The organism is Kiritimatiellia bacterium (assembly GCA_026417735.1).
In the GTDB taxonomy this organism is placed as follows: domain Bacteria; phylum Verrucomicrobiota; class Kiritimatiellia; order PWTM01; family PWTM01; genus CAACVY01.
Window position 1 is genome coordinate 80,397 of record JAOACR010000007.1, and the last position, 19,989, is coordinate 100,385.

The 19,989-nt window shown below is 68.4% G+C and carries 17 protein-coding genes; 8 read left to right on the forward strand and 9 right to left on the reverse strand.

The window, feature by feature from the left end; all coding sequences use genetic code 11:
- Nucleotides 1-72: 72 nt before the first annotated feature.
- Together ruvA and N2652_02875 are read right to left on the reverse strand one after the other, a co-directional pair.
- Nucleotides 73-678: a Holliday junction branch migration protein RuvA gene (ruvA, locus tag N2652_02870; protein MCX7818140.1), complete on the reverse strand. Its 606-nt coding sequence runs from the start codon at nucleotides 676-678 to the stop codon at nucleotides 73-75.
- Between the two features lie 28 nt (nucleotides 679-706).
- On the reverse strand, nucleotides 707-2,203 hold the full coding sequence (locus N2652_02875; GenBank protein ID MCX7818141.1) for a metallophosphoesterase family protein: 1,497 nt from the start codon (nucleotides 2,201-2,203) through the stop codon (nucleotides 707-709).
- A gap of 199 nt (nucleotides 2,204-2,402) precedes the next feature.
- On the opposite strand from N2652_02875, the gene rpe reads away from it, so the two are divergent.
- From rpe to N2652_02895, 4 genes are read left to right on the forward strand one after another with little or no spacing between them, the layout of a single operon-like run.
- Nucleotides 2,403-3,080, forward strand: a complete 678-nt coding sequence (gene rpe / locus N2652_02880; protein ID MCX7818142.1) for a ribulose-phosphate 3-epimerase — start codon at nucleotides 2,403-2,405, stop codon at nucleotides 3,078-3,080.
- Nucleotides 3,077-4,882: a translation elongation factor 4 gene (gene lepA / locus N2652_02885; protein ID MCX7818143.1), complete on the forward strand. Its 1,806-nt coding sequence runs from the start codon at nucleotides 3,077-3,079 to the stop codon at nucleotides 4,880-4,882. Before rpe ends, lepA begins: the two co-directional genes overlap by 4 nt.
- Nucleotides 4,879-6,078 carry a signal peptidase I gene (lepB, locus tag N2652_02890; GenBank protein ID MCX7818144.1) on the forward strand — a complete coding sequence of 400 codons (1,200 nt, stop codon included), beginning with the start codon at nucleotides 4,879-4,881 and terminating at the stop codon, nucleotides 6,076-6,078. The genes lepA and lepB overlap by 4 nt, the downstream gene beginning before the upstream one ends.
- A complete protein-coding gene (locus N2652_02895; GenBank protein MCX7818145.1) occupies nucleotides 6,075-7,094 on the forward strand; it encodes a KpsF/GutQ family sugar-phosphate isomerase in 1,020 nt (339 codons plus the stop codon). The genes lepB and N2652_02895 overlap by 4 nt, the downstream gene beginning before the upstream one ends.
- 58 nt (nucleotides 7,095-7,152) lie before the next feature.
- On the opposite strand, the gene N2652_02900 is transcribed toward N2652_02895, so the two are convergent.
- From N2652_02900 to N2652_02920, 5 genes are all read right to left on the reverse strand, one after another.
- The gene (locus N2652_02900; protein ID MCX7818146.1) at nucleotides 7,153-7,944 is read right to left on the reverse strand and encodes a hypothetical protein; all 792 of its coding nucleotides are present in this window, start codon (nucleotides 7,942-7,944) and stop codon (nucleotides 7,153-7,155) included.
- On the reverse strand, nucleotides 7,941-8,855 hold the full coding sequence (locus tag N2652_02905) for a PEGA domain-containing protein (protein MCX7818147.1): 915 nt from the start codon (nucleotides 8,853-8,855) through the stop codon (nucleotides 7,941-7,943). Before N2652_02905 ends, N2652_02900 begins: the two co-directional genes overlap by 4 nt.
- 77 nt (nucleotides 8,856-8,932) lie before the next feature.
- Entirely contained in the window at nucleotides 8,933-9,361 is a 429-nt protein-coding gene (locus N2652_02910; GenBank protein MCX7818148.1) for a hypothetical protein, read from the reverse strand.
- 46 nt (nucleotides 9,362-9,407) lie between these two features.
- Nucleotides 9,408-10,262 (reverse strand): dienelactone hydrolase family protein, encoded by an 855-nt coding sequence (locus tag N2652_02915; GenBank protein ID MCX7818149.1) that lies wholly within the window; start codon nucleotides 10,260-10,262, stop codon nucleotides 9,408-9,410.
- A gap of 54 nt (nucleotides 10,263-10,316) precedes the next feature.
- Nucleotides 10,317-12,557, reverse strand: a complete 2,241-nt coding sequence (locus N2652_02920; GenBank protein MCX7818150.1) for a PAS domain S-box protein — start codon at nucleotides 12,555-12,557, stop codon at nucleotides 10,317-10,319.
- Nucleotides 12,558-12,680: 123 nt separating this feature from the next.
- Between N2652_02920 and N2652_02925 the strand changes: the two genes are divergently transcribed.
- The 4 genes from N2652_02925 to N2652_02940 all read left to right on the forward strand — a co-directional run bounded on the left by N2652_02925 (nucleotide 12,681) and on the right by N2652_02940 (nucleotide 17,572).
- Entirely contained in the window at nucleotides 12,681-13,877 is a 1,197-nt protein-coding gene (locus tag N2652_02925) for a homoserine O-acetyltransferase (GenBank protein ID MCX7818151.1), read from the forward strand.
- Entirely contained in the window at nucleotides 13,874-14,662 is a 789-nt protein-coding gene (gene metW / locus N2652_02930; GenBank protein ID MCX7818152.1) for a methionine biosynthesis protein MetW, read from the forward strand. The genes N2652_02925 and metW overlap by 4 nt, the downstream gene beginning before the upstream one ends.
- 227 nt (nucleotides 14,663-14,889) lie before the next feature.
- The gene (locus N2652_02935; protein MCX7818153.1) at nucleotides 14,890-16,017 is read left to right on the forward strand and encodes a PQQ-binding-like beta-propeller repeat protein; all 1,128 of its coding nucleotides are present in this window, start codon (nucleotides 14,890-14,892) and stop codon (nucleotides 16,015-16,017) included.
- Nucleotides 16,018-16,039: 22 nt separating this feature from the next.
- The gene (locus N2652_02940; GenBank protein ID MCX7818154.1) at nucleotides 16,040-17,572 is read left to right on the forward strand and encodes a sodium/solute symporter; all 1,533 of its coding nucleotides are present in this window, start codon (nucleotides 16,040-16,042) and stop codon (nucleotides 17,570-17,572) included.
- A gap of 15 nt (nucleotides 17,573-17,587) precedes the next feature.
- On the opposite strand, the gene N2652_02945 is transcribed toward N2652_02940, so the two are convergent.
- A complete protein-coding gene (locus N2652_02945; GenBank protein ID MCX7818155.1) occupies nucleotides 17,588-19,402 on the reverse strand; it encodes a lysophospholipid acyltransferase family protein in 1,815 nt (604 codons plus the stop codon).
- Nucleotides 19,403-19,471: 69 nt separating this feature from the next.
- The gene (ilvN, locus tag N2652_02950; GenBank protein ID MCX7818156.1) at nucleotides 19,472-19,981 is read right to left on the reverse strand and encodes an acetolactate synthase small subunit; all 510 of its coding nucleotides are present in this window, start codon (nucleotides 19,979-19,981) and stop codon (nucleotides 19,472-19,474) included.
- Between the last annotated feature and the right edge of the window lie 8 nt (nucleotides 19,982-19,989).

Consider the following 19,989-nt stretch of genomic DNA (forward strand, 5'->3'; position numbering starts at 1 on the left):
CCGCCGCCGGTGTGAACCCGGCGACAGTGCCGATGTGTGGGCCGCCCGGCGCGGCGCCTCCGCCCGCCCGGGTCAGCGACGGCGGAGGGCGAGACGGACCAGCTCGCCCGCCTCCGCGTTCGCGACAGCGTCTGGCGGCAGCGCGGCGAGCATCGCCTGCGCTTCGGCAAGTTTGTATCCGAGCGACACGAGCGCCTCGAGCGCGTCGCGGACGCGCGGCTCCGCCGTCGCCTCCGCGCCGCCGGGCGATGCGGCGGCCGCGGCCAGCGCCTCGCCTTTCGAGATGCGATCGCGCAGCTCGACCACCATCCGTTCGGCGGTTTTGCGGCCGACGCCGGAGATTGCGGTGAGCCGTTTCACATCGCCGTTCACGATCGCGGTGACCAGATCGCGCGGGGACAGTGCGCTGAGCGCGCTGAGCGCGGTCTTGGGACCGATGCCGCTGACCTGGAGCAGCAGCCGAAACATTTCGCGCTCCGGCTCGGTGACGAAGCCGTAGAGCGCCTGGCCGTCGGCCCAGACATGGTGGTGGGTGAGGATGCGACACTCGGTGCCCACCGGCGGCAGGCGGTCGTGGCTGCTGAGCGGAATGTGTACCTCGTAGCCGACGCCACCGCACACCACGACGATGCGGGTGGGGTGCTTCTCTGCGAGCCGGCCTTCGAGCGAGCTGATCATCGGCCGCGATCGTATCCCGTCGGGTGAGTTATCGCACGCCGTCGCCGGGCGGCTGCGCAGTGGCGGGCGGGTGATCCGCTCGCAGCTCGCGTAGCCGCACAGCGCGCAGGTTCATGATGCCGGCACGGGGCCGGCCGTCCGGGCGGGCCTCCAGCACGGTGAGGCCGGCCGGCAGCCGCAGCCGGCCCACCGTACGCTCGGTGAAGGTGCTCCAGCTGCCGGTCGACGGCAGCGTGAACCGTAGGCTCTGGCGGCCGATGGCCAATAGCACGCGACTGTCCGGCGCCGCCCCGCCTCGCGCGTACTCCAGCACCACTTCGTACTCCGCTTCTTGCGGGACGCGAAACCGCCACACCAGGTAGTCGCGTTCGTCCGACCAGTATCCGATGTGGGCTCGGCCGCCGAGCTCTTCGATGCGGAACTTTGTGCCGTAACGGTCGGCACGCGCTGCCGGCAGCAGGATCTCGCGGCTCTCCGGCGCGGGCCGCTCCGCGCGCGCGGTCGTGACCGGTGGAGATGGTGGTGGAGTGGGGGGCGCGAGACGACGTGCGCGCGATGAGCGGATCGCCATGGGTACGGTGACCAGGCCCGTCGCGACTAGCGCCAGCGCGACCCGTCCGGCGGTCGTCCGCGGCCAGTGCAGCGGCGTGCGCCGCGCCGCCGTCGGTGGCGTTCGCGCTCCGGCGGCGAGATCGGCCGCATGCAGGTAGACCGCTGGGGCAACCACGCCACCCACCTTGAGCCGGGCGACCTTGGGTGCTCGGATCGCTGCGTCATGCGCGGCGGGCAACGGTCGACCGCTTCGCAGAAAAGCGGGCAGCTCGAGTTCGGTCGCGCCGGCCCAAGCTGCCGCGCACGCCGCCACGTCAAACGCGCACCGGCGAAACTCGAGCCAACCGGCGGCGTCGTCGAACATCACATAGGCGGCCGCCGAACTGCCGTCTCGCGGATCGCCGACGGATCCGACGTTGATCAGATAGCGCAGGTGCGGATCTAGGGGCTGGTCATGGGCCGGGGCCGGCTCCACGTGACCATCTCTGAGAATGAATACCGCTGGCACGTGGGTGTGGCCGATGAAGATCAGCCGGGCATCGGTGGCCCGGAAACAGACCTCCGCGTCGGCGGCGTCGTCGACGTAGCCGAACTCGGCTGGCGCCGCGGGTTCTGAGTGGACAAACAAGAGATCGTCGACCTCGACTGACAGCGGTAGGCCGCGGAAGAACTCCAGCGCCTGCTCGCCGAGCTGATGGCGCGTCCACCGTGCCGCGCGCCGTGCGCCGCGGCGGAAGCGCTCCATAGAGATGCGCCCGACCATCGCCGCCTCGTGGTTGCCCAGCACGCACAGCCGGCACCGCTCCTGCACGCTGGCGAGCACCTCGACCGGCCACGGTCCGTAGCCGACGACATCGCCGAGGCAGATTATTGCGTCGGCGCCGCGCGCGATCGCGTCGGTGAGCACTGCCTGCCAGGCCGGCAGGTTCGAGTGAATGTCCGAGACGACGGCCAGCCGCATAGCTCGCGTCATCTGCCCCACAAGACGGTAGAGCAGCCGGGCGGGCGCGCGCAAACGCGGACAGGGCCGACGGTGTCCATTCGTTGGACGCCGGCGGCTTGGGAGCGTCCAAGGATTGGAGAACCTGTCAGTGGTGGGAGCCGAACGTCTTGACCGGCAAGCGCCGCGCCGATAGCGTAGCCCGGCCGCGCGATGCGCGGAAAGGCTCCACATGCCGCTGCCCATTCAAATTTTGCCCTCGTTGCTTGCCGCCGATTTTGGCCGCATCGCCGAGGAGTGTCGCCGCGCGGAGACGGCGGGCGCCGACGCGTTGCACCTCGATGTGATGGATGGCCATTTTGTGCGGAACATCAGCTTTGGCCCGGAGATCGTGCGGGTCGCGCGGCGAAGCTGCGGCCTGCCGCTGCACGTGCACCTGATGCTTGATCGGCCAGACCTGTATGTGCGGGTGTTCGTCGAGGCCGGTGCGGCGACGCTGTTGATCCACGTGGAGGCGCGATGTGACGTGGCCGGTGCGCTGAGAGAGATCCGCGCGCTTGGTGCGCGGCCGGGGCTGACGTTGAACCCGGAGACGCCGCTGGAGCTGGGAGATCCGTATCTCTCGGAAGGGCTGGTGGACGAGGTGCTGCTGATGAGCGTGCATCCGGGGTTCGGGGGCCAGTCCTTCCTCGAAGGGGTGCTGCCGAAGATTGCCGCGCTGCGCGCGGCGCGGCCGGCCCTGGCGATTTCGGTGGATGGTGGTATCGGTGAAGCGACCGGCGCCGCCTGCGCACGGGCGGGCGCGAACCTGCTCATCGCCGGCACGACGCTGTTTGGCACGCCGGACATGGCCGCCGCGATTGCACGGCTGCGCGCGGCGGCCTGCGCCGCGGCGGAGGGGGCCGGATGATTGTTCCTCCGGACCAAATCCGCAACTTTTGCATCATCGCGCACATTGACCACGGCAAGTCCACGCTAGCCGACCGGATGCTGGAGCGGACCGGGCTGATTTCTCCGCGCGAGGCGATGCCGCAGGTGCTCGACGCCATGGACCTGGAGCGCGAGCGCGGCATCACGATCAAAGCGCACCCCGTCTGTATGCCGTACACCGCGCGCGACGGCCGCACCTATGCGTTTCACCTGATCGACACGCCCGGCCACGTGGACTTTTCCTACGAGGTGGCGCGCAGCATCGCGGCGTGCGAGGGCGCGGTGCTGGTGATTGATGCGACGCAGGGCGTGGAAGCGCAGACCGTTGCAAACGCGCTGCTGGCGATGGAGCACCGCCTCGAGATCATCCCGGTGTTGAACAAGATTGACCTGCCCGGTGCCGACATTGCGGGCGTCTGCCGCCAGGTGGAGGACGTGCTGGCGATCCCGATGGACGAGGCGCTGGCGGTGAGCGCGAAGACCGGCGAAGGGGTGGACGAAGTGATGGAGGCGATTGTGCGCCGGGTGCCGCCGCCCCGCCCGGGCCGGCCCGACACGGTCCGCGCGCTGGTGTTCGATTCGGCGTATGACGCGTATCGCGGTGTGGTGCCATATGTGCGGGTGGTGGACGGGCGGCTGGCGGTGGGCCAGCGCATCCGCCTGATGAGCACCGGCGCGGAGTATGAGATCAAAGAGGTCGGCCAGTTCCGGCCGCGTCCGGTGCCCGCGGAGGCGCTGGCGGCCGGGATGGTCGGCTACCTCGTGGCGACGATCCGGCACCCCTCTGAGGTGCGGGTGGGCGACACTGTGACCGATGCGCTGCGGCCCGCACCCGAGCCACTGCCCGGCTTCCGGCAGATCCGACCGATGGTCTTTTGCGGCCTGTACCCGGTGAACAGCGCCGACTATGAGAAGTTGCGGGCGAGTCTCGAGCGCTACGCGCTGAACGACAGTGCGCTGCACTATCAACCCGAGTCCTCCTCGGCGCTGGGGCTCGGTTTTCGTTGCGGATTTCTGGGGCTGCTGCACATGGAGGTGGTACAGGAGCGGCTGCGACGCGAGTTCGACTGTGATCTGATCGCGACGTATCCGGGCGTTGTCTACCGCGTGCACCGCACGGACGGAGTGGTGCAGGAAGTGGACAACCCCGCGTTGCTGCCGGATCCGACCCGCATTGAGAGGATCGAGGAGCCGATCATCCGCGCGCGCATCATCTGCCACAACGAACACATTGGCGATCTGATGCAGCTGATCATGGACAAGCGCGGTCAGGTCGCGACGACCGAATCGCTCGACCCGCGCCGTGTGATGCTGACCGCAACGCTGCCGCTGAACGAGGTACTGGTGGACTTTCACGATCGGCTGAAGAGCCTGAGCCGTGGCTACGCGTCGATGGACTACGAGCTGGCGGGGTACGCGCCGGCGGACATCGTGCGGCTGGACATCTTGGTGGCGGGCGAGCCGGTGGACGCGTTTGCGTGTCTGGTGCATCGCGACAAGGCGGCCGCCCGCGGCCGGCAGATCTGCCGTTCACTGTGCGAAGCGATCCCGCGGCACCAGTTCGCGATACCGATCCAGGCGGCCATCGGCCGCACGATCATTGCGCGGGAGACGATCCGCCCCTTCCGAAAGGACGTCACCGCGAAATGCTACGGCGGCGATATCACCCGCAAGCGCAAACTTCTGGAGCGCCAAAAGGAGGGCAAAAAACGCATGAAGCAGGTCGGCGAGGTGGGCATCCCGCAGGAGGCGTTCGTGCGGGTGCTGAAGGCGGACATATGAAGCGCGTGGGCGAAGCCGTTGGCGGGGAGGGTCGGCCGGCGGGGGTGGGCGGAGTGTTGGGCGCCGCGATGCGGTGGTGGCAGTGGCGGAGACTGCGAAAAACCGCGCGGGAGGCGTTGCAGCACGCCCGACATGTGCGGGCGATGCGGGAGGATGTTGCCGGCGCGCCGGAGCTCGCCGGTGCGCGGACCGCGGAGGAACGGCTGGCCGCCGCGCTGCGCGCTCGCCGCGCCGAAGAGGTGGAGTCGGCGCTCGAAGAGCTCGACCGGGCGCTGCGCCGCCTTGCGCCGCCGCGCCGCTGGCCGCGCGCCCGGGAGTTCGTCGAGATTGCTGCGGTCGCCGGCGCGGTCGCCATGGCTTTGCGCTGCTACTTCGTGCAGCCGTTCCGCATTCCGACGGGTTCGATGATGCCGACCCTGTACGGTGTGCAGATCCGCGATCAGGTCGGGCGGCGCTGGTACGACTGGCCGCCGCTCTCGTGGGTCGGCTGGGCGCTGTTCGGCGAGGGCTATGTGGAGGTTCGGGCGCGCTGCAACGGCTACGTCGGGCTCGCCGGTCGCTCCCCGGACGACGAGTATGACCTGATCCCCGTGTTCGCGGAGCCGCCCCGACGTGGCGTTCCTGCGCTAGCTCCGCCGGTGCTCCATCGCGCCCGCGCGAACCTGCCGCGTCGCGCCGCGGAGGGTGCGTTTGTCACCGAGGGTGAGCTGCTGGCGTCCGGCCGGGTGAAAATCGGCGACCACGTGTTCGTGGACAAGGTCCGCTACAACTTTCTGAAGCCGCGCCGTGGCGACATCATCGTGTTCGATGTCACACGCGTGGATTTTCCCGGCCTGCGCGGCGATTTCTACATCAAGCGGCTCGCCGGCCTGCCGGGCGAACAGATTTCGATTCACCCCCCTCATCTGGTGGTCAACGGCCGGCCGGTGGAGTCGCCGTATCCGTTCCACCGGCTGTTGCGCGATCCGCGCTATCACGGCTACGAGCTGGCGACGGGGCCCTCGCCCCGCCGTCCGAAGCTCGCCGATGCGGCCGACGTGCTGGCGCTGGGCCCCGAGGAGTATCTGCCGCTGGGCGACAACACGCGGTCGAGTTTGGACGGTCGCTACTTTGGCCCGGTGAAAGCGGCCGACCTGGTGGGACCCGCGTTTGCGGTGTACTGGCCGCTGTCCCGACGCTGGGGATGGGTGCGATGAACAGAAGACGGCGGAACGCGGCGCGCTCGCGGTCGCGCGGCGCGCCGGACCATGCGGCGGTCGCCCGGCGGGTGCTCGAGGTGGAGATCTCGGAACTGCGACGGGTGCAGCGGGACCTCGGCCGCAGCTTCAACCGTGTGGTCGAGCTGCTGCTGGGGCGTCTGGCGCAGGGGGGGAAGATGGTGTGGACCGGTGTGGGCAAAAACCTGCCGATCGCACAGAAGATCGCCGCGACGCTCACCAGCACCGGCGCCCCCTCAGTGGTGATGCATCCCTCGGACGCCATGCACGGCGATCTGGGGGTCATCCAGCCTATGGACGCGGTGATCGCGATGAGCTACAGCGGCGCATCGGACGAGCTGTTGCAGCTGGTTCCCGCGCTACGGCGCCTCGGACCACCGATCGTGGCGTTCACGGCCGATGAGCGCAGCCCGCTGGCGCGGTTGTGCGATGCGGTGCTTCGCGTGCGCGTGCGTCGCGAGGCCTGCCCGTTCAATCTCGCGCCCACCGCCAGCACCACCGCGATGCTCGCGGTGGGCGACGCACTTGCGATCACGCTGCTGCAGGCGCGGGGGTTCGGCCGGGAGGACTACGCGAAGCTTCATCCCGCCGGTGCGATCGGCCGGGCGCTGCTGCTGCGGGTGCGCGACATCATGCGCACCGGTTCACGTCTGGCGACGGTGGATGTGACGGCGCGGGTGAGCGACGCGGTGCTCGCGATGACGCGCGCCCGCGCCGGATCGGTCGCCGTCGTGGATGACCGGGGCCGTCTGGCCGGCATTTTCACCGATGGCGATCTGCGCCGGCAGATGGCCGCGGGCATCCATCCGGGTGAGCGGCCGATCTCGGAGGTCATGACGCGGGATCCGGTGTGCGTGGAGGCCGACCGGCTGGCGGTCGATGTGCTGAGAGCCTTTCGCGAACACGCGATTGACGATCTTGTCGTAGTGGATCGCGAAGGGCGGGTCGTCGGTATGGTGGACTTGCAGGACCTGCCGCGGTTGAAGCTGCTATAGCCGGAACCCGCGGTGCTGTCCGCCGCGGCGCGCGCGACCGTTCCCTAGGGGTCGGGACTCAGGAAACCGGTGCGCCGGGCCGGAAGCCGGTCACGCGCGCGGGAATGCCGACCGCAATCGCCCAGGCCGGCACGTCGGCGGTGACCAGCGCGTGCGCCCCCACAATCGCATGGGCGCCGACCTTCGTGCCGTCCATCACCGTGGCCTTTGCACCGATCCAGGCACCGTCGCCGACCTCGGCGCCTCCTCGTGTTGTGTAGGGCTGATCGAGGATGGGAATGTCCGTGCGGCTCGTTTCGTGACCGGCGCCGACCACATACACCCATGCGGCCAGCAGAGCCTTCTCCCCGATACGGGTCCGCCCGTAGGATCCAATCCGGCACCAGGCGCCGATGTTGCAGCCGCGCGCCAGCTCGATGGTGCCATCGGTGGTGGTCACCACTGTGTGGAGGCCGATGAACACCTCGTCGCCGATGACGATTCCCTCGCCGGAATTGCCTTTGGCATCCAGCACCACGCCGTCGCTGAGCGTGACGCGGTGGCCGATCGTGATCCGTCGCGGGTGCCGCAGCGTCAGGCCGCGGCCGAAGATCACCTGCCGGCCGCAGCTACGAAACAGCGAAGGGTAGAACCTCCCGCGGAGCCAGTACCCCAGCGCACCGGGCCAATCGCCGAAGAGACCGGTGCACAGTTCGTACCAGAGGAAGGCCCCGGTACCCACTTCGCCCACCACCGCCCGCCGATACTTCGCCCAGGAGCGTTGCGCCGGGTCCCGCAGCAGGTCATGAACGCCCCGCCGCGCTTCGGTCGGTGCGGTCGGGCCGGCGGGCGGTTGGGCGGCGCCGCTCACTGCAGCGGCAGAATGGTCAGGCCCGGTTCTCCGATCACCGCATGTACGCGAGCCTTGTCGAGGACGTCCTTCAGCTCCTCGGCGGTGAGTTCGGTGCGGATCATCGGCACCTCAATCTGCAGGTCGCGGTCGAACAAGATGCGCTTGCGAATGTCCCGGTAGCCCGCACGGCCGATGGTCAGCACGTGGTCGCCCTTCGCCACGCGGAAGTTTTCGATCGGCGTGGTGCCAATCAGCATGCCGTCGAGCTCCACCAGCGCGGGGTCCGCGCTCGTGCGGATGCTGACCCGCACAGTCGGGCGTTCCGCGACTTCGGCGCGGCGCTGCGCGAGCACCTTCTCCATCTCCGGGGCAGCGGCCGCCAGCGCTTCATCGAGCATCGTCAGCAGCTCCGCCTCGCCCAGCACAGTCTGAAGGTTTTCCGTTTGGCGGACCTGTCGACTGGCGCTGCCGACCGCGGACGCGATCACGGCGCCGTCCGTCGCGTCCAGCGCTTCGAGCCCGACGCGCAATGTGACCGTCGCCATATCCACCTGGTGACCGCCCTGACGGATCGCGGTCTTGCCAACCGACAGCGCCTGCAGCGAGCCCCGCAGCAATAGGTCCGCATTCACCGCCTGAGCGATCCGGATCGGCGCGGGGGTCGGGTCCGATGGTCGGGCATTCGTCATCTGCGCGAGGAGGTCTCGGCGATCCACCAGCACAAAACCGGGCCGGTTTGCCCACAAACGGCCGAGTGCGGACACTCCCTTCGCGGCCAGCGCCGCCGGATCGACCGCGCCACCCAGCGCCGGTTCGCTCCGCGCGCCGGTCTGATTCTCAAACTCAAGGACTGCGACGCGCCAGGGGTCGGCGCCCAGCGCCGCCCCGGCGGCCGCCAGCCACGCTGCGAACATCCTCCGGAGTTGCATCGACGCGACTCCCTTCTTCATCCACCGCAACGTTACCACATCCGACGTGGGGGCGCGATCCGAAGGGCGAGAACCGTTCAGTCGCGGCGACGGATGCCCAGCGCGCGATGGAGATCGTCGAGCATTCGGCGTTCATCCAGAGGGGGCGCCTGCCACGAAGACGGGGTCTGCTGAGCCAGCGCGCGGCACAGCGGCAGCTCGACCCCGTTTTCGCCGCGACGGACCGGCAGGTCGGTCGGCAGGCCGTGCTCCTCGGCCAGGGCGGCGGCGGCCTGCAGGTGCACCGGACCGTACCAGCGGCCGTCCGGCAGCTTCATCCACCACTGCAGCTCAAGCTCGGCGATCTGCGGTGCACTGGCCCAGTGCTGGCCGTCCGGGGAGACCTCGTCCTCCGGGCCCACGCGGCCGTCGCGGGCCCACTCGCGCAGCACCTCTGGCGCGACCGGTCCGAAGATCGCGCCCGCCACATTCGATCGCAGATACCACTGTGGCGCACTCTGTTCCATCCGCCCAGAACATCCTCAAGGGGGGTGGTGAAGTCAACGGCGCTGATCAGCGCCACAACGGCGCATCGGTAGGCGCGGGGGGAGCCGCTGGGGCCGCCCGCGGCGATGTTGGCAGAAGTCCGTGGTCCTGCAACCATGCGCGGACCGTAGAGGCGAGCTCGGCTGCATGGGTACGGTCCAGATCGTGGCCGGCACTCGGCCAGACGATTCGTTGATTGCGCACACCGGCCTCGTCCAGCAGACGTTTCAGCGCTTCGGACTGCTCAGGGCGCACGACCCGATCGTCCGCTCCGTGCAGCATTAGCATCGGACAGCGGATACGCCGCGCGACCGTTGGCGCGGGGGCGGGAAACCCCTCCCGCGGTGCGATGCCGCTGGCGGTGATCACGGCCGCGTTCAGCGGCTCCTCTGCCGCCAGCGCGATGGTCACGAAGCCACCCATACTGTGTCCGTAGGCGACGAGTCGGTGTGTGTCGACGTCCGGATGACGGCGCAGCAGCTCGACGCAGAAGCGGGCGCGTCGCACGTTCTCGGCACTCGCCCCGAAGGTGGTGCGGTCGGCGGATGGACCGCCGGGGCCGTCTTCCGCGCGAGCGTGGGTGTAGTCGGGTGCGACCGCGACCATTCCCCAGCGGGCGAACTCGCGTGCTTTGGCGAGTCCAAATGATGCGGCGCTGCCCCCGAGACCGTGACTGACCACGATGCCGGGAAACGGCCCCCGGCCGACGGGCCTCACCAGCACTCCTCGGACCGCGGCCGTCACGGCCTGCCACCGGAGCGCCTGCTCGTCGAGCGGGTCCATTCGCAGACCCGCAGTCGGCTCGCTGAGGGCGCACCAGGGCGCCGGGGCGTTCAGCGAGATCAACACAAAACCCAACCGCCACCGCGCTCTGCCGGGCATGTTCCCTTGACGTGTGAGCGTGCGTAAAAATTGTTTGCGCGGGCCGCGCTCGCCTCAGCGGTTCGACGCCGAGGATCCCTGCGCCTGCGCACTCGTGAGCACGCGATTCACCTCCGTCAGGAGGTCGGCGGCCGGATAGGGTTTTTGCAAGAACGGCCATCCGCGCTCACGGATCGTTTCCCAGCGGGAGTAATCGTCCGGATATCCGCTGACGAGCAGCACGGCAACGTCGGGGCGGAGCCGGCGGAATTCGTCCACCAGCTCGATGCCGTTGCCGTCCGGCAACACGACGTCCGAAAAGATCAGATCCACGCTCTGCGCTTGCTGCTCGAAGAGCGCGCGTGCGGCCGCGGCGTTCTGAGCGAAGCTGACCCGATAGCCCGCCTCCTCCAGTACGCGCGTCGCGAGCCGGGCGATGCTGACCTCATCCTCGATCACCAAGATGTGTCGTGGCCGGCTGGGCGGCGGCGGACGCGTGGTCGGCGGCGCCTCTGCAGTGGCGGTCGGTAAATAGATGCGAAAACACGCGCCCTGTCCCCGCTCGCTGTACACGTGGATCCAGCCGCCGTGCTGGTGCACAATGCCATACACAGTCGCGAGCCCCAGACCGGTGCCGCGGCCCCAGCCCTTCGCGGTGAAAAACGGCTCGAAGATGTGACGGCGAACCTCTTCTGGGATTCCGGGTCCGGTATCGCTGATGGAAAGGCATGCAAACGTGCCGGCGCGTGCATCTGTGTAGATGGCGACATCTTCGGTTTGGAACGTGACCGGCCGGGTCGAGATGGTCAACCGGCCGCCCTGCGGCATTACGTCCCGCGCGTTCGCCGCGAGGTTGAGCACCACGGTCTCCACTTGGCCGGGATCGGCCAGCACCAGCGGCAGCTGCGGATCCAGCTGCAACGTCACCACGATCTGTTCGCCGATCACGCGCCGAACCAGTTCGGTGAGACTGCGCAGCACGTCATTCAGCTGAATCGGCCGAGGTTCGATGATTTGCCGTCGGCTGAACGCCAGCAGGCGGCGCGTCAGGTCTGCCGCCTGTCGTGCGGCGGAGCGGATCGTCTCGATGTCTGCACGCCCTGGATCGTTCTCCGGAAAGCGAGGGGCGACGAACTCGAGGTATCCGAGGATCGTCTGCAGCAGGTTGTTAAAATCGTGCGCGATGCCGCCGGCGAGCCGGCTGACGCTCTCCATGCGCGCGGCCTGCGCCAGCTGTTCGCGCATGGTCTCCGCCTCGGTGACGTCCTCCTTGATCGCGATGAACCGGTCGATCGAACCATCAGCTCGCCGCAGCGGCGTGATGGTCATCTGCTCGGTGTACAGCGAGCCGTCCTTCCGCCGGTTCACGAGTGTGCCGCGCCACACCCGTCCGCGGAGGATCGTCGCCCACATTTGTTCGTAGAAGGCGGCGTCGTGGCGTCCGGACTTCAGCAGACGGGGAAACTGGCCGATGACCTCTTCCCGTGAGTAGCCGGTCATGGTGCAGAACGCCGTGTTGACCCACTGGATCCGGCCATCAGCGTCGGTGACGAGGATGCCGTTCGCGGCGGCCTCCACCGCGGCTTCAAGCTGTCGGATTCGCTCATCTGCGGCTATGATCACGCTGACGTCCCGGCCGATCATGACGACGGGAGGGTCTCCGGGCGCGCGGGTTGCGCTCCACGAAAACGCGCGCCACGAACCATCGTGATGCCGACAGCGGGCGGCAAAGTGCACGAGCGATTCACCGGCCTGCAGTCGTCGCCAGGCGTCCTGCGCGCGGGCGCGATCGTCGGGGTGGAGGCAGTCCGCCAGCGCCGCGGGATCGTCCTCGGCCAGCAGCTTGCGCAGCGCGAGGTTGGCGGCCACCAGGCGCCCGTCCGGCGCCAATCGGGCGAGTGGGGCGGGGAGATGATCACAAAGGTAGTTGGGCGGAGCCGCACCGGGACAGCTGGCCCACAGCGACCAGCCGCGGAGAATCTCGACACCACCGGCCGGCGACAACGCGGTGGGCGGCAGGTACACGATGCGCGGATCGCGGGCCGATGGGGGCGGCGCGGAGGGCATGATCCACAGCAGGGGTAGCGAGATGAGCGCTTCGTCGGCGAGTGTCCAGAGCTCCGCGATCTCCTCGTCGGTGCTCGACTCGATCACGACCACCGCGCCTGCAGGTATTTGGGGGCGCAATGGTGGGGCGGTGAGGGAGTGAATGGGGATCCCCGTTCGCTCCAGCGCGCCGCGCAGTCGTTTCCACACGCGGCCCTGGCCCAGCCAGGCGATGGGACGCGGCGTTGCTGTGCCGGCGGTCTTATCCACGCCGGTTGTTCTAGCATCTCCGCGGCACCAATGCGATTCGGCTGCCGCCAGCTGGCGCCGGCCGAATGGACGGGGACCGAGAGCTGCGCTAATCTAAAGTCTTATTGTCATCCTCACACGTTGATGCGTCGAACGCGCAAATACGATCCGCCGGACAGTCCCACATCGGTGGGCTGGACGGAGGCCCGTACGGTTCGGCTGGCGGACGCACGGCGACCCTTCCACCTCGAGCAGGGCGGGGTGCTCAGGTTGGTGGACGTTGAGTACGAGACCTACGGGGAACTGAACTCCGACCGCGACAACGTGGTCTTGGTGCTACATGCGCTGTCCGGTGATGCGCATGCGGCCGGTTGGGACCGGAACGCGCGGCGGACAGGCCGCACCTGGCGGTTGCGGCGGCCGGGGTGGTGGGACGGCATGATCGGGCCGGGCAAGGCGATCGACACCCGGCGTTGGCATGTGATCTGCTCCAACGTGCTCGGGAGTTGCTATGGAACCACCGGACCCGCTTCGACGGACCCCGAGACCGGGCGGCCCTACGGGTTGCGGTTTCCGACGGTGACTGTTGGCGACTGGGTGCGAGTGCAGGCGATGCTGCTGGACCACCTCGGCATCGAACGGTTGCACGCCGTGATCGGGGGGTCGCTGGGCGGGCAGCAGGCGCTCGAGTGGGCGCTGCGCTATCCGGAGCGTGTGAACAACTGCCTGGTGCTATGCGCATCGGCGCGGCTGTCCGCGCAAGGGCTTGCGTTCAATGCAGTCGGCCGGCATGCGATTCTGACCGACCCGAACTTTCGAAACGGGGATTTCTACGATGGAGGCCCGAAGCCGAACACCGGTCTGGCGGTCGCCCGGATGATGGCGCACATCACCTATCTTTCCGAGCGGGGGATGCATCTGAAGTTTGGGCGGCGGCGCTGGGGCGATCCAGGCCAGGCGGTCGGGTTTGGGATCGCGTTCGAGGTGGAAAGTTATCTCTCGCACCAGGGACGCGCCTTCGTCGAGCGGTTCGACGCGAACAGCTACCTTTACATCACCCGCGCGATGGATCTGTACGATGCGGCGGAGGCCTGGGGCCGCGGTGATCTGGTCCGGGCGTGTCGGCGAGTCAGGGCTCGCACGATGTTGCTATCGTTTTCGTCGGACTGGCTCTACCCGCCGCGGCAAAGCGCGGAGCTGGCGCTGGCGATGTGCCGCGCCGGGAAAACGGTCACGTACGTCGAGGTGCCCTCGGATCTCGGGCACGACGCGTTTTTAGTGCAGGTGGACGAGGTCGGACGTCTCGTCCGGGCGTTTCTCGAGTCGGGTGGGTGCGCATGACCAGCGGTGTTGAGCGGCGCGGGCGGCGACCGGTGCCGGCGGTGCGTTGTCGCCGATGTGCAGAAGCGGAACGTGTGCTGTGCTGGCTGGACCCGGCGCTGCAGGCGGCGTCGGGGCGGGGTGATCTGGTGGACCGCTACCGCCGGTACGTGACGCGGCGGGTGGCAACGTCGCCGGGGCGTTGGCAGGACCCGATCATTGTGCGCACGATTCCGCGTGGTGCTTCCGTGCTCGATCTGGGATGCGGATCCGGCGAACTGCTGGCCGCGCTGATGCGGCAGCGGGCCGTGCGGGCGCAGGGCATCGAGCTGGACGCCGCGGAGGTGATGCGGTGCATCGAGCGCGGCGTGCCGGTCTTCCAGTGCGACCTGGACCAGGGGCTAGCCGGCTTTGCGGACCGCGCGTTCGATTTCGTCGTGCTGGAGGAGACGCTGCAGACGCTGCATCGCCCGCTGACCGTGCTGCGGGAGATGTTGCGGGTGGGTCGGCAGGGCATCGTTTCGTTTCCGAACTTCGCGTGGTGGCGGGTGCGGTTGTCGCTGATGCTCGAGGGGCGGATGCCGGAGACGGAGCGGCTGCCCTACCGCTGGTACGACACGCCAAACATTCACCTCTTCACGCTGCGCGACTTTCTCGAGTGGGCGGCGCGGGAGGGGGTGGAGATCCTCAGTGGCTACGCCTGTGCGAACGGCACCGTCCGGCCGATGCGCGACGACGACAACCTTGAAGCGGAGGAGGCGTTGCTGTTTCTTCGCAAGTCGCGAAAGAGGGTCGGCCAGCGCTGAAGAGTGCGGTCCGCGCCGCCCGTGGAGGGAGCAGAGCGCGACGAGCGGCCACCTCGGGGCGGCAGAAGGGAGAGGGCGAACCATGTTGGGGATTGGACACGGTGGATGGCCGCCAATCCCTCGGGCGATGGCGCCGCGGGGCGGGAAGGGACGGCCACCGGCCGGAGGTGGCAGGCGGCCGTAAAGTATTGCGGACGCCGAGCCGGGCATGCAATGGTGGAGACGTGATGTACCGGCTTCATTCGTGGGGCGCTGCGCTGCTGAGCATTTGCGCCGTCGATGCGGTGGGGGCGAATGACTGGCCGATCCACCGTGGCGACGCGGCGCTGCGGGGTGTTGCGGCAGCTCCGCTCTCCGCCCCGCTTCGCCGCGTCTGGAGTGCGAGGGTCGGCGCGGCGCCCAACTCGTCGCCCGTGGTTGCGGGGGGGCGCGTGTACATCGGCAGCCTGTCGAACGCTCTGGTGGCGCTGGACCGAAGGACAGGGGAACGGCTGTGGACTGCGCCGACGGAGGGCGCGGCCGATGCGCCACCCCTCGCGTTTGGCGATATCGTCGCGGTGGGCACGGACGAGGGGGGGCTGTTCGCGGTGCGCCAAGCCGATGGTCGGCAGCTTTGGCGTCACCGTGGTCAGGGGCGCATTGCAGGTTCTGCGAATGCGGCGCGCGTGGACGGCGGCTGGCGCGTATTGGTCGGCTCATACGACGCCACGCTGCACTGTCTGGACGGCTCCAGTGGCCGCTCGCTCTGGAAGTTTTCCGCAGAGGGTTACCTCCATGCGACGCCCGCGCTCGCCGACGCGGACGTGTGGGTCGGCAGCTGCGACGGCCGGTTGTACATCTTGTCGCTCTCGAACGGCGCCGTGCGTTCGGTGGTGGAGGCTGGCAGCTACGTGGCGGCCTCGCCGGCGGTGGACGGAGGCTTGGTGGTGGTCGCCACGCACGCCGCGGAACTGTTGGGGATTGACACGGCGTCGGGGGAGGTCCGATGGCGCCTGACCGACACGAACGCGACGGCGTTTGTGTCGAGCCCAGCGCTGACGCGCGAACTGGTGGTGATCGGAGATCGCGGCGGACGTGTGGTCGCGGTGCGGCGAGACAGTGGCCGGGTCGCATGGGTTCGCGAGGTGCGCGGCGCGGTGGACAGTTCGCCGGTGGTCGCGGGCGAGACGGTCTGGGTGGGGGCCGACGACGGACGGCTGCGGGCGCTGCGGCTGCAAGACGGCGCCGTGCTCTGGAGCTACGAGTTGGGGGCGGCGATTGCGGGATCGGTGGCGGTCTCGGACGGCTGGCTGTACGTGTCGGACGCGTCGGGCGCGGTGCACGGTTTTTGCGAGTCGTCGCCGCATTCTCGGTGAGCGGCGGCTCGGCGAGGTGGCGATGGGGCTGAGCGGATGGGACTGGATGGTGGCCGCTGCGTTTTACGCGGTGGTGATCGGTGTCAGTTTGTGGAAAAGCGCACGGCGGCCGGACAGCGCGGACTATTTTCTGGCCGGCCGGGCGCTGCCGTGGTGGCTGATCGGCATTTCGATAGTTGCCGCGAACATTTCGACCGAGCAGTTCGTCGGCATGGCGGGCCAGGGGGCGGGCGGCGTTGGGTTGGCGGTGAGCAACTGGCAGCTGATGGGGTCGGTCGCAGTCGTGTTGATTGCCTGGACGTTGCTGCCGAGGTTTCTGCGCGCGGGCATTTACACGATGCCGGAGTTCTTGGAGTACCGGTACAACGCGGCGGCGCGCTCGCTGATGGCGGTGCTGACGGTGGTGGTGTACGTCGGTGTGCTGCTCACCGCGGTGTTGTACTCGGGTGCACTGACGCTGCGCGCGATTTTCGGGATCCCGCTCCAGCGGGGAGCATGGATGGTGGCGGCGGTCGCGGCGCTGTACACGAGCTGGGGCGGTCTGCGAGCGGTGGCGTGGGCGGATCTGTTTCAGGGGATTGCGCTGTTGCTCGGCGGAATCTTGGTGTTTGGGCTGGGGCTGCGCGCCTGCGGGGGATGGGCGGCGCTGGTGGCGGCCCAGGGGGGGCGGCTGCACATGGTGTTGCCGGCGGAGCACGCAGGGCTGCCATGGACCGGGGTGGTGGGAGGGATGTGGATCGTCGAACTGTACTACTGCGGACTGAACCAGTTCATCGTGCAGCGCAACCTCGCGGCGCGTTCGTTGCGCGATGGGCAGTTGGGCGTGATTTTCGCGGGCGCACTGTGGCTGCTGGTGCCGTTCGCCATCGTGATGCCCGGGATCATGGCGCAGCACCTGTACGGGACGGAACTGTTACGGCCGGATGACGCGTTCCCAACGCTCATCCGTCGGCTCGTTCCAGCGGGGCTGCGCGGCTTCATGCTGGCGGCGATTGCGGGCGCGGTCGTGAGCTCGCTGGCGTCGATGCTGAACTCCGCCGCGACGATCGTGACGATGGATGTGTATCAGCGCTGGTTCGATCCGGACGCGCCGCCAGGCCGGCTGGTGGCGATCGGCCGCGTGCTGACGCTCACGTTTGTCGCGCTGGGCGCAATGCTGGCGCCCCGCCTGGACGACCCCCGCTGGGGTGGGGTGTTTCAGTTCATTCAGCAGTTTCAGGGGTACATCTGGCCGGGCGTGGTCGCGGTGTTCGTGGCGGGGTTCCTTGTGCCGCACGCGCCGCCGGCGGCCGGTGTGGCGGGGCTGCTGGCCGGGCCGCTGTTCTACGGCGTGTTCCAACGGTGGGCGCCGAATCTGCATTTTCTGGTCCAGGTTGCAGTGGCGTTTCAGTTGGATCTGCTCCTGATCGGCCTGATCACGTTGTGGGCTCCGCTACGCGAACCGCGCATGCTGCCGGAGCGGCGGCCGCTCGAGGCGCACACCTCGCCGCTGGTGTTCGCGGCAGGGGCCGCGGTACTGGCGGCGGTGGGCGGCTTCTATGTAGCGTTCTGGTGAGCGCTGCGGTGCGCCTCAGGCCGACGGCGTGCTCTCGGGCAGTCGGCGGCCATGGAAGGCGAGAAAGCGCGCCGCGTCCGTCTCGCCGAGGAACCGGACCAGAATCTTCGGGTCCACCTCGAGCAGATCCACCCAGATCAGACCGTCGAGCACATCGCTGAAGTTCGGATCCACGTTGAACCCGAGCAGGCGGCCGCCGAGCTTGAGGTACTGTTTCAGCAGCACCGGGATGCCCTTCTGGTCCCGCTCAATGTCGGCGATCAGTTCCGCGATGTCGTCGGTGTCGCGCACCACCCGGCGGAACAGCTCGGGGTTCCACCGTTCGCGCAGCGGCAGGACGCGAGGAGGATGACGCGGGCGCACGTGGCGTGCCCAGCGGGTGTCCAGACGGTTGGCGCGAAGAAACTGCACCATCATCTGCCGTGAAAGGGAATTGTACTCGTTGTTGATGCTGACCGGCCCGAAGAGATGCCGGTAGCGGGGTTCGCGGAGGATGAATCGGCCGATGCCCTTCCAGAGCAGCAGAAGCGGCGAGTATGTGCGCTGATACTCGGGCCGCACGAACGAGCGACCCAGTTCCAGCGCCGGCCCCATCGTGTCGAGCAGGCGGCGGGAGTAGCGGAACAGCGTGCTGGTGTAAAGGCCCTTTTTGCCGAACCGTGGCAGGATCAGGTCGGTGGGGCCGATGCGATAGGCGCCGATCAGCTCCCGCGTGGCACGATTCCAAAGGAAGAGATGCAGGTAGTGGGCATCAAAGCGGTCCAGATCAATGTCGCGGCCGGTCCCCTCGCCGGCAGCGCGGAAGGTGATCTCACGGAGACGGCCGATCTCATGCAGAAGGTTGGGAATGCGGTCCGCGGGCGCGCAGTAGACTGCGAGCTTGTCCGCCTCCAGCAGGCACGCATCGGGTGGCAGCAGCATCACGTCCTGCGCGATGGTCTCGGGGTGCAGCGGGGGGGCGACCGGGGTGGGGGGCGGCGCGGCCCCGCCGCGCGTTTCGCTGCGGCCGCGCAGCACATAGGTGCGAAGCCGCAGGTAGGCGACGAGATCGTCGTCGGCCAACGGCTCCAGCCGCGCGAACGGGATCAGCGAACCAACCCGAACGCCGATCGTGTGCCCTCGCTTGCGGATAAACTCGCGCGGCAGCATTGCGGTACGAACCCGCGGATGCAGCAGGCCGAGCGCCTGGAACCAGGCACTGTTGCGGCCCTCCACGAACACCGGCAGCACGGGACAGCGGGCCATCCGGATCATGGTTGCGACGGTCGCGTTCCAGGGGGGATCCGTCACCCGCGCCTCGAGCAGCTTCAAGCGCGACACGTCGCCCGACGGGAAGACGATCAGCACGTGACCGTCCCGCAGCCAGCGGACGCACTCCTTCATCGGCCGCAGATTCGCGCGCGCGGCCTCGGAGCCGCCGTAGGGATCCACAAAGATCGCGTACTGGTGCATTTCGGGAATCCGCTGCAGCAGATAGTTGCTGAGCAGCTTAACGTCCGGACGAATGCGGCGGAACAGCACCAGTAGCACCAGCGCATCCACCCCGCCCAGCGGGTGGTTCGCAACCACCATCGCGGGGCCCTCGGCGGGGATGCGGCGGCGATCGTCCTCCAAGAGCTCCGCGCGCACGCCGACCGCCCTCATCGCGGCTTCCAGAAAGTCCTCCCGACCCGCGGCCGAAACCGTCGCACGGTACAGGCGGTCGAGCTGGTCGAGCTGCAGAAACCGCTCGAGCGAGCCGCGCATCAGATCGAACAGCCGCTGCCGGAAGGGGTCACGAAACGCGGCGCGCAACTCGAACGGGGAGCTTTCCCGGGGGAGGTCGCTCATGGCCGTGCCCTCCACATGTTCCGCGGCGCGATCCTACACGAAGCCGGCGCCGCAGCCCAAGCGGTCCGCTCAGGTCACCTGGTCGCCGCGGACCATCACCACCTTGCCGGTGCGGACCAGCTCGATGATTTTGAATCGTTCCAGCAGCGAGATCATCGCGTCGAGTTTCGAGGAGTCGCCCGTCGCCTGCAGGATCATCGAGGTCGGTGTCAGATCCACCGTCTTTGCGCCGAAGTGTGCGGCGATCTGGAGCGCGGCGGTACGGTCGCCCTCCCCCGCCGCGATTTTGATCAGCGCCATTTCCTTCACGACCGAGTCCTCGCCACTGTGCTCCACGCAGCGGATCACGTCCACGAGCTTGTTCGTCTGCGCGATCACCTGGTCCAGACCGTCGGGATGCCCGTTGAGGGTGATCGTCATGCGGGAGAAGTGCGTATCAATCACCGGCGAGACGACGAGCGCATCGATGTTGTAGCCGCGACGGGCGAACACCTGCGCGATGCGCGCGAGCACGCCGGGCTTGTTCGCGACGTAGACGCTGATCGTGTGAGTTTCCATTCGGGGATTCGTCGGGCTCATCGATCCAT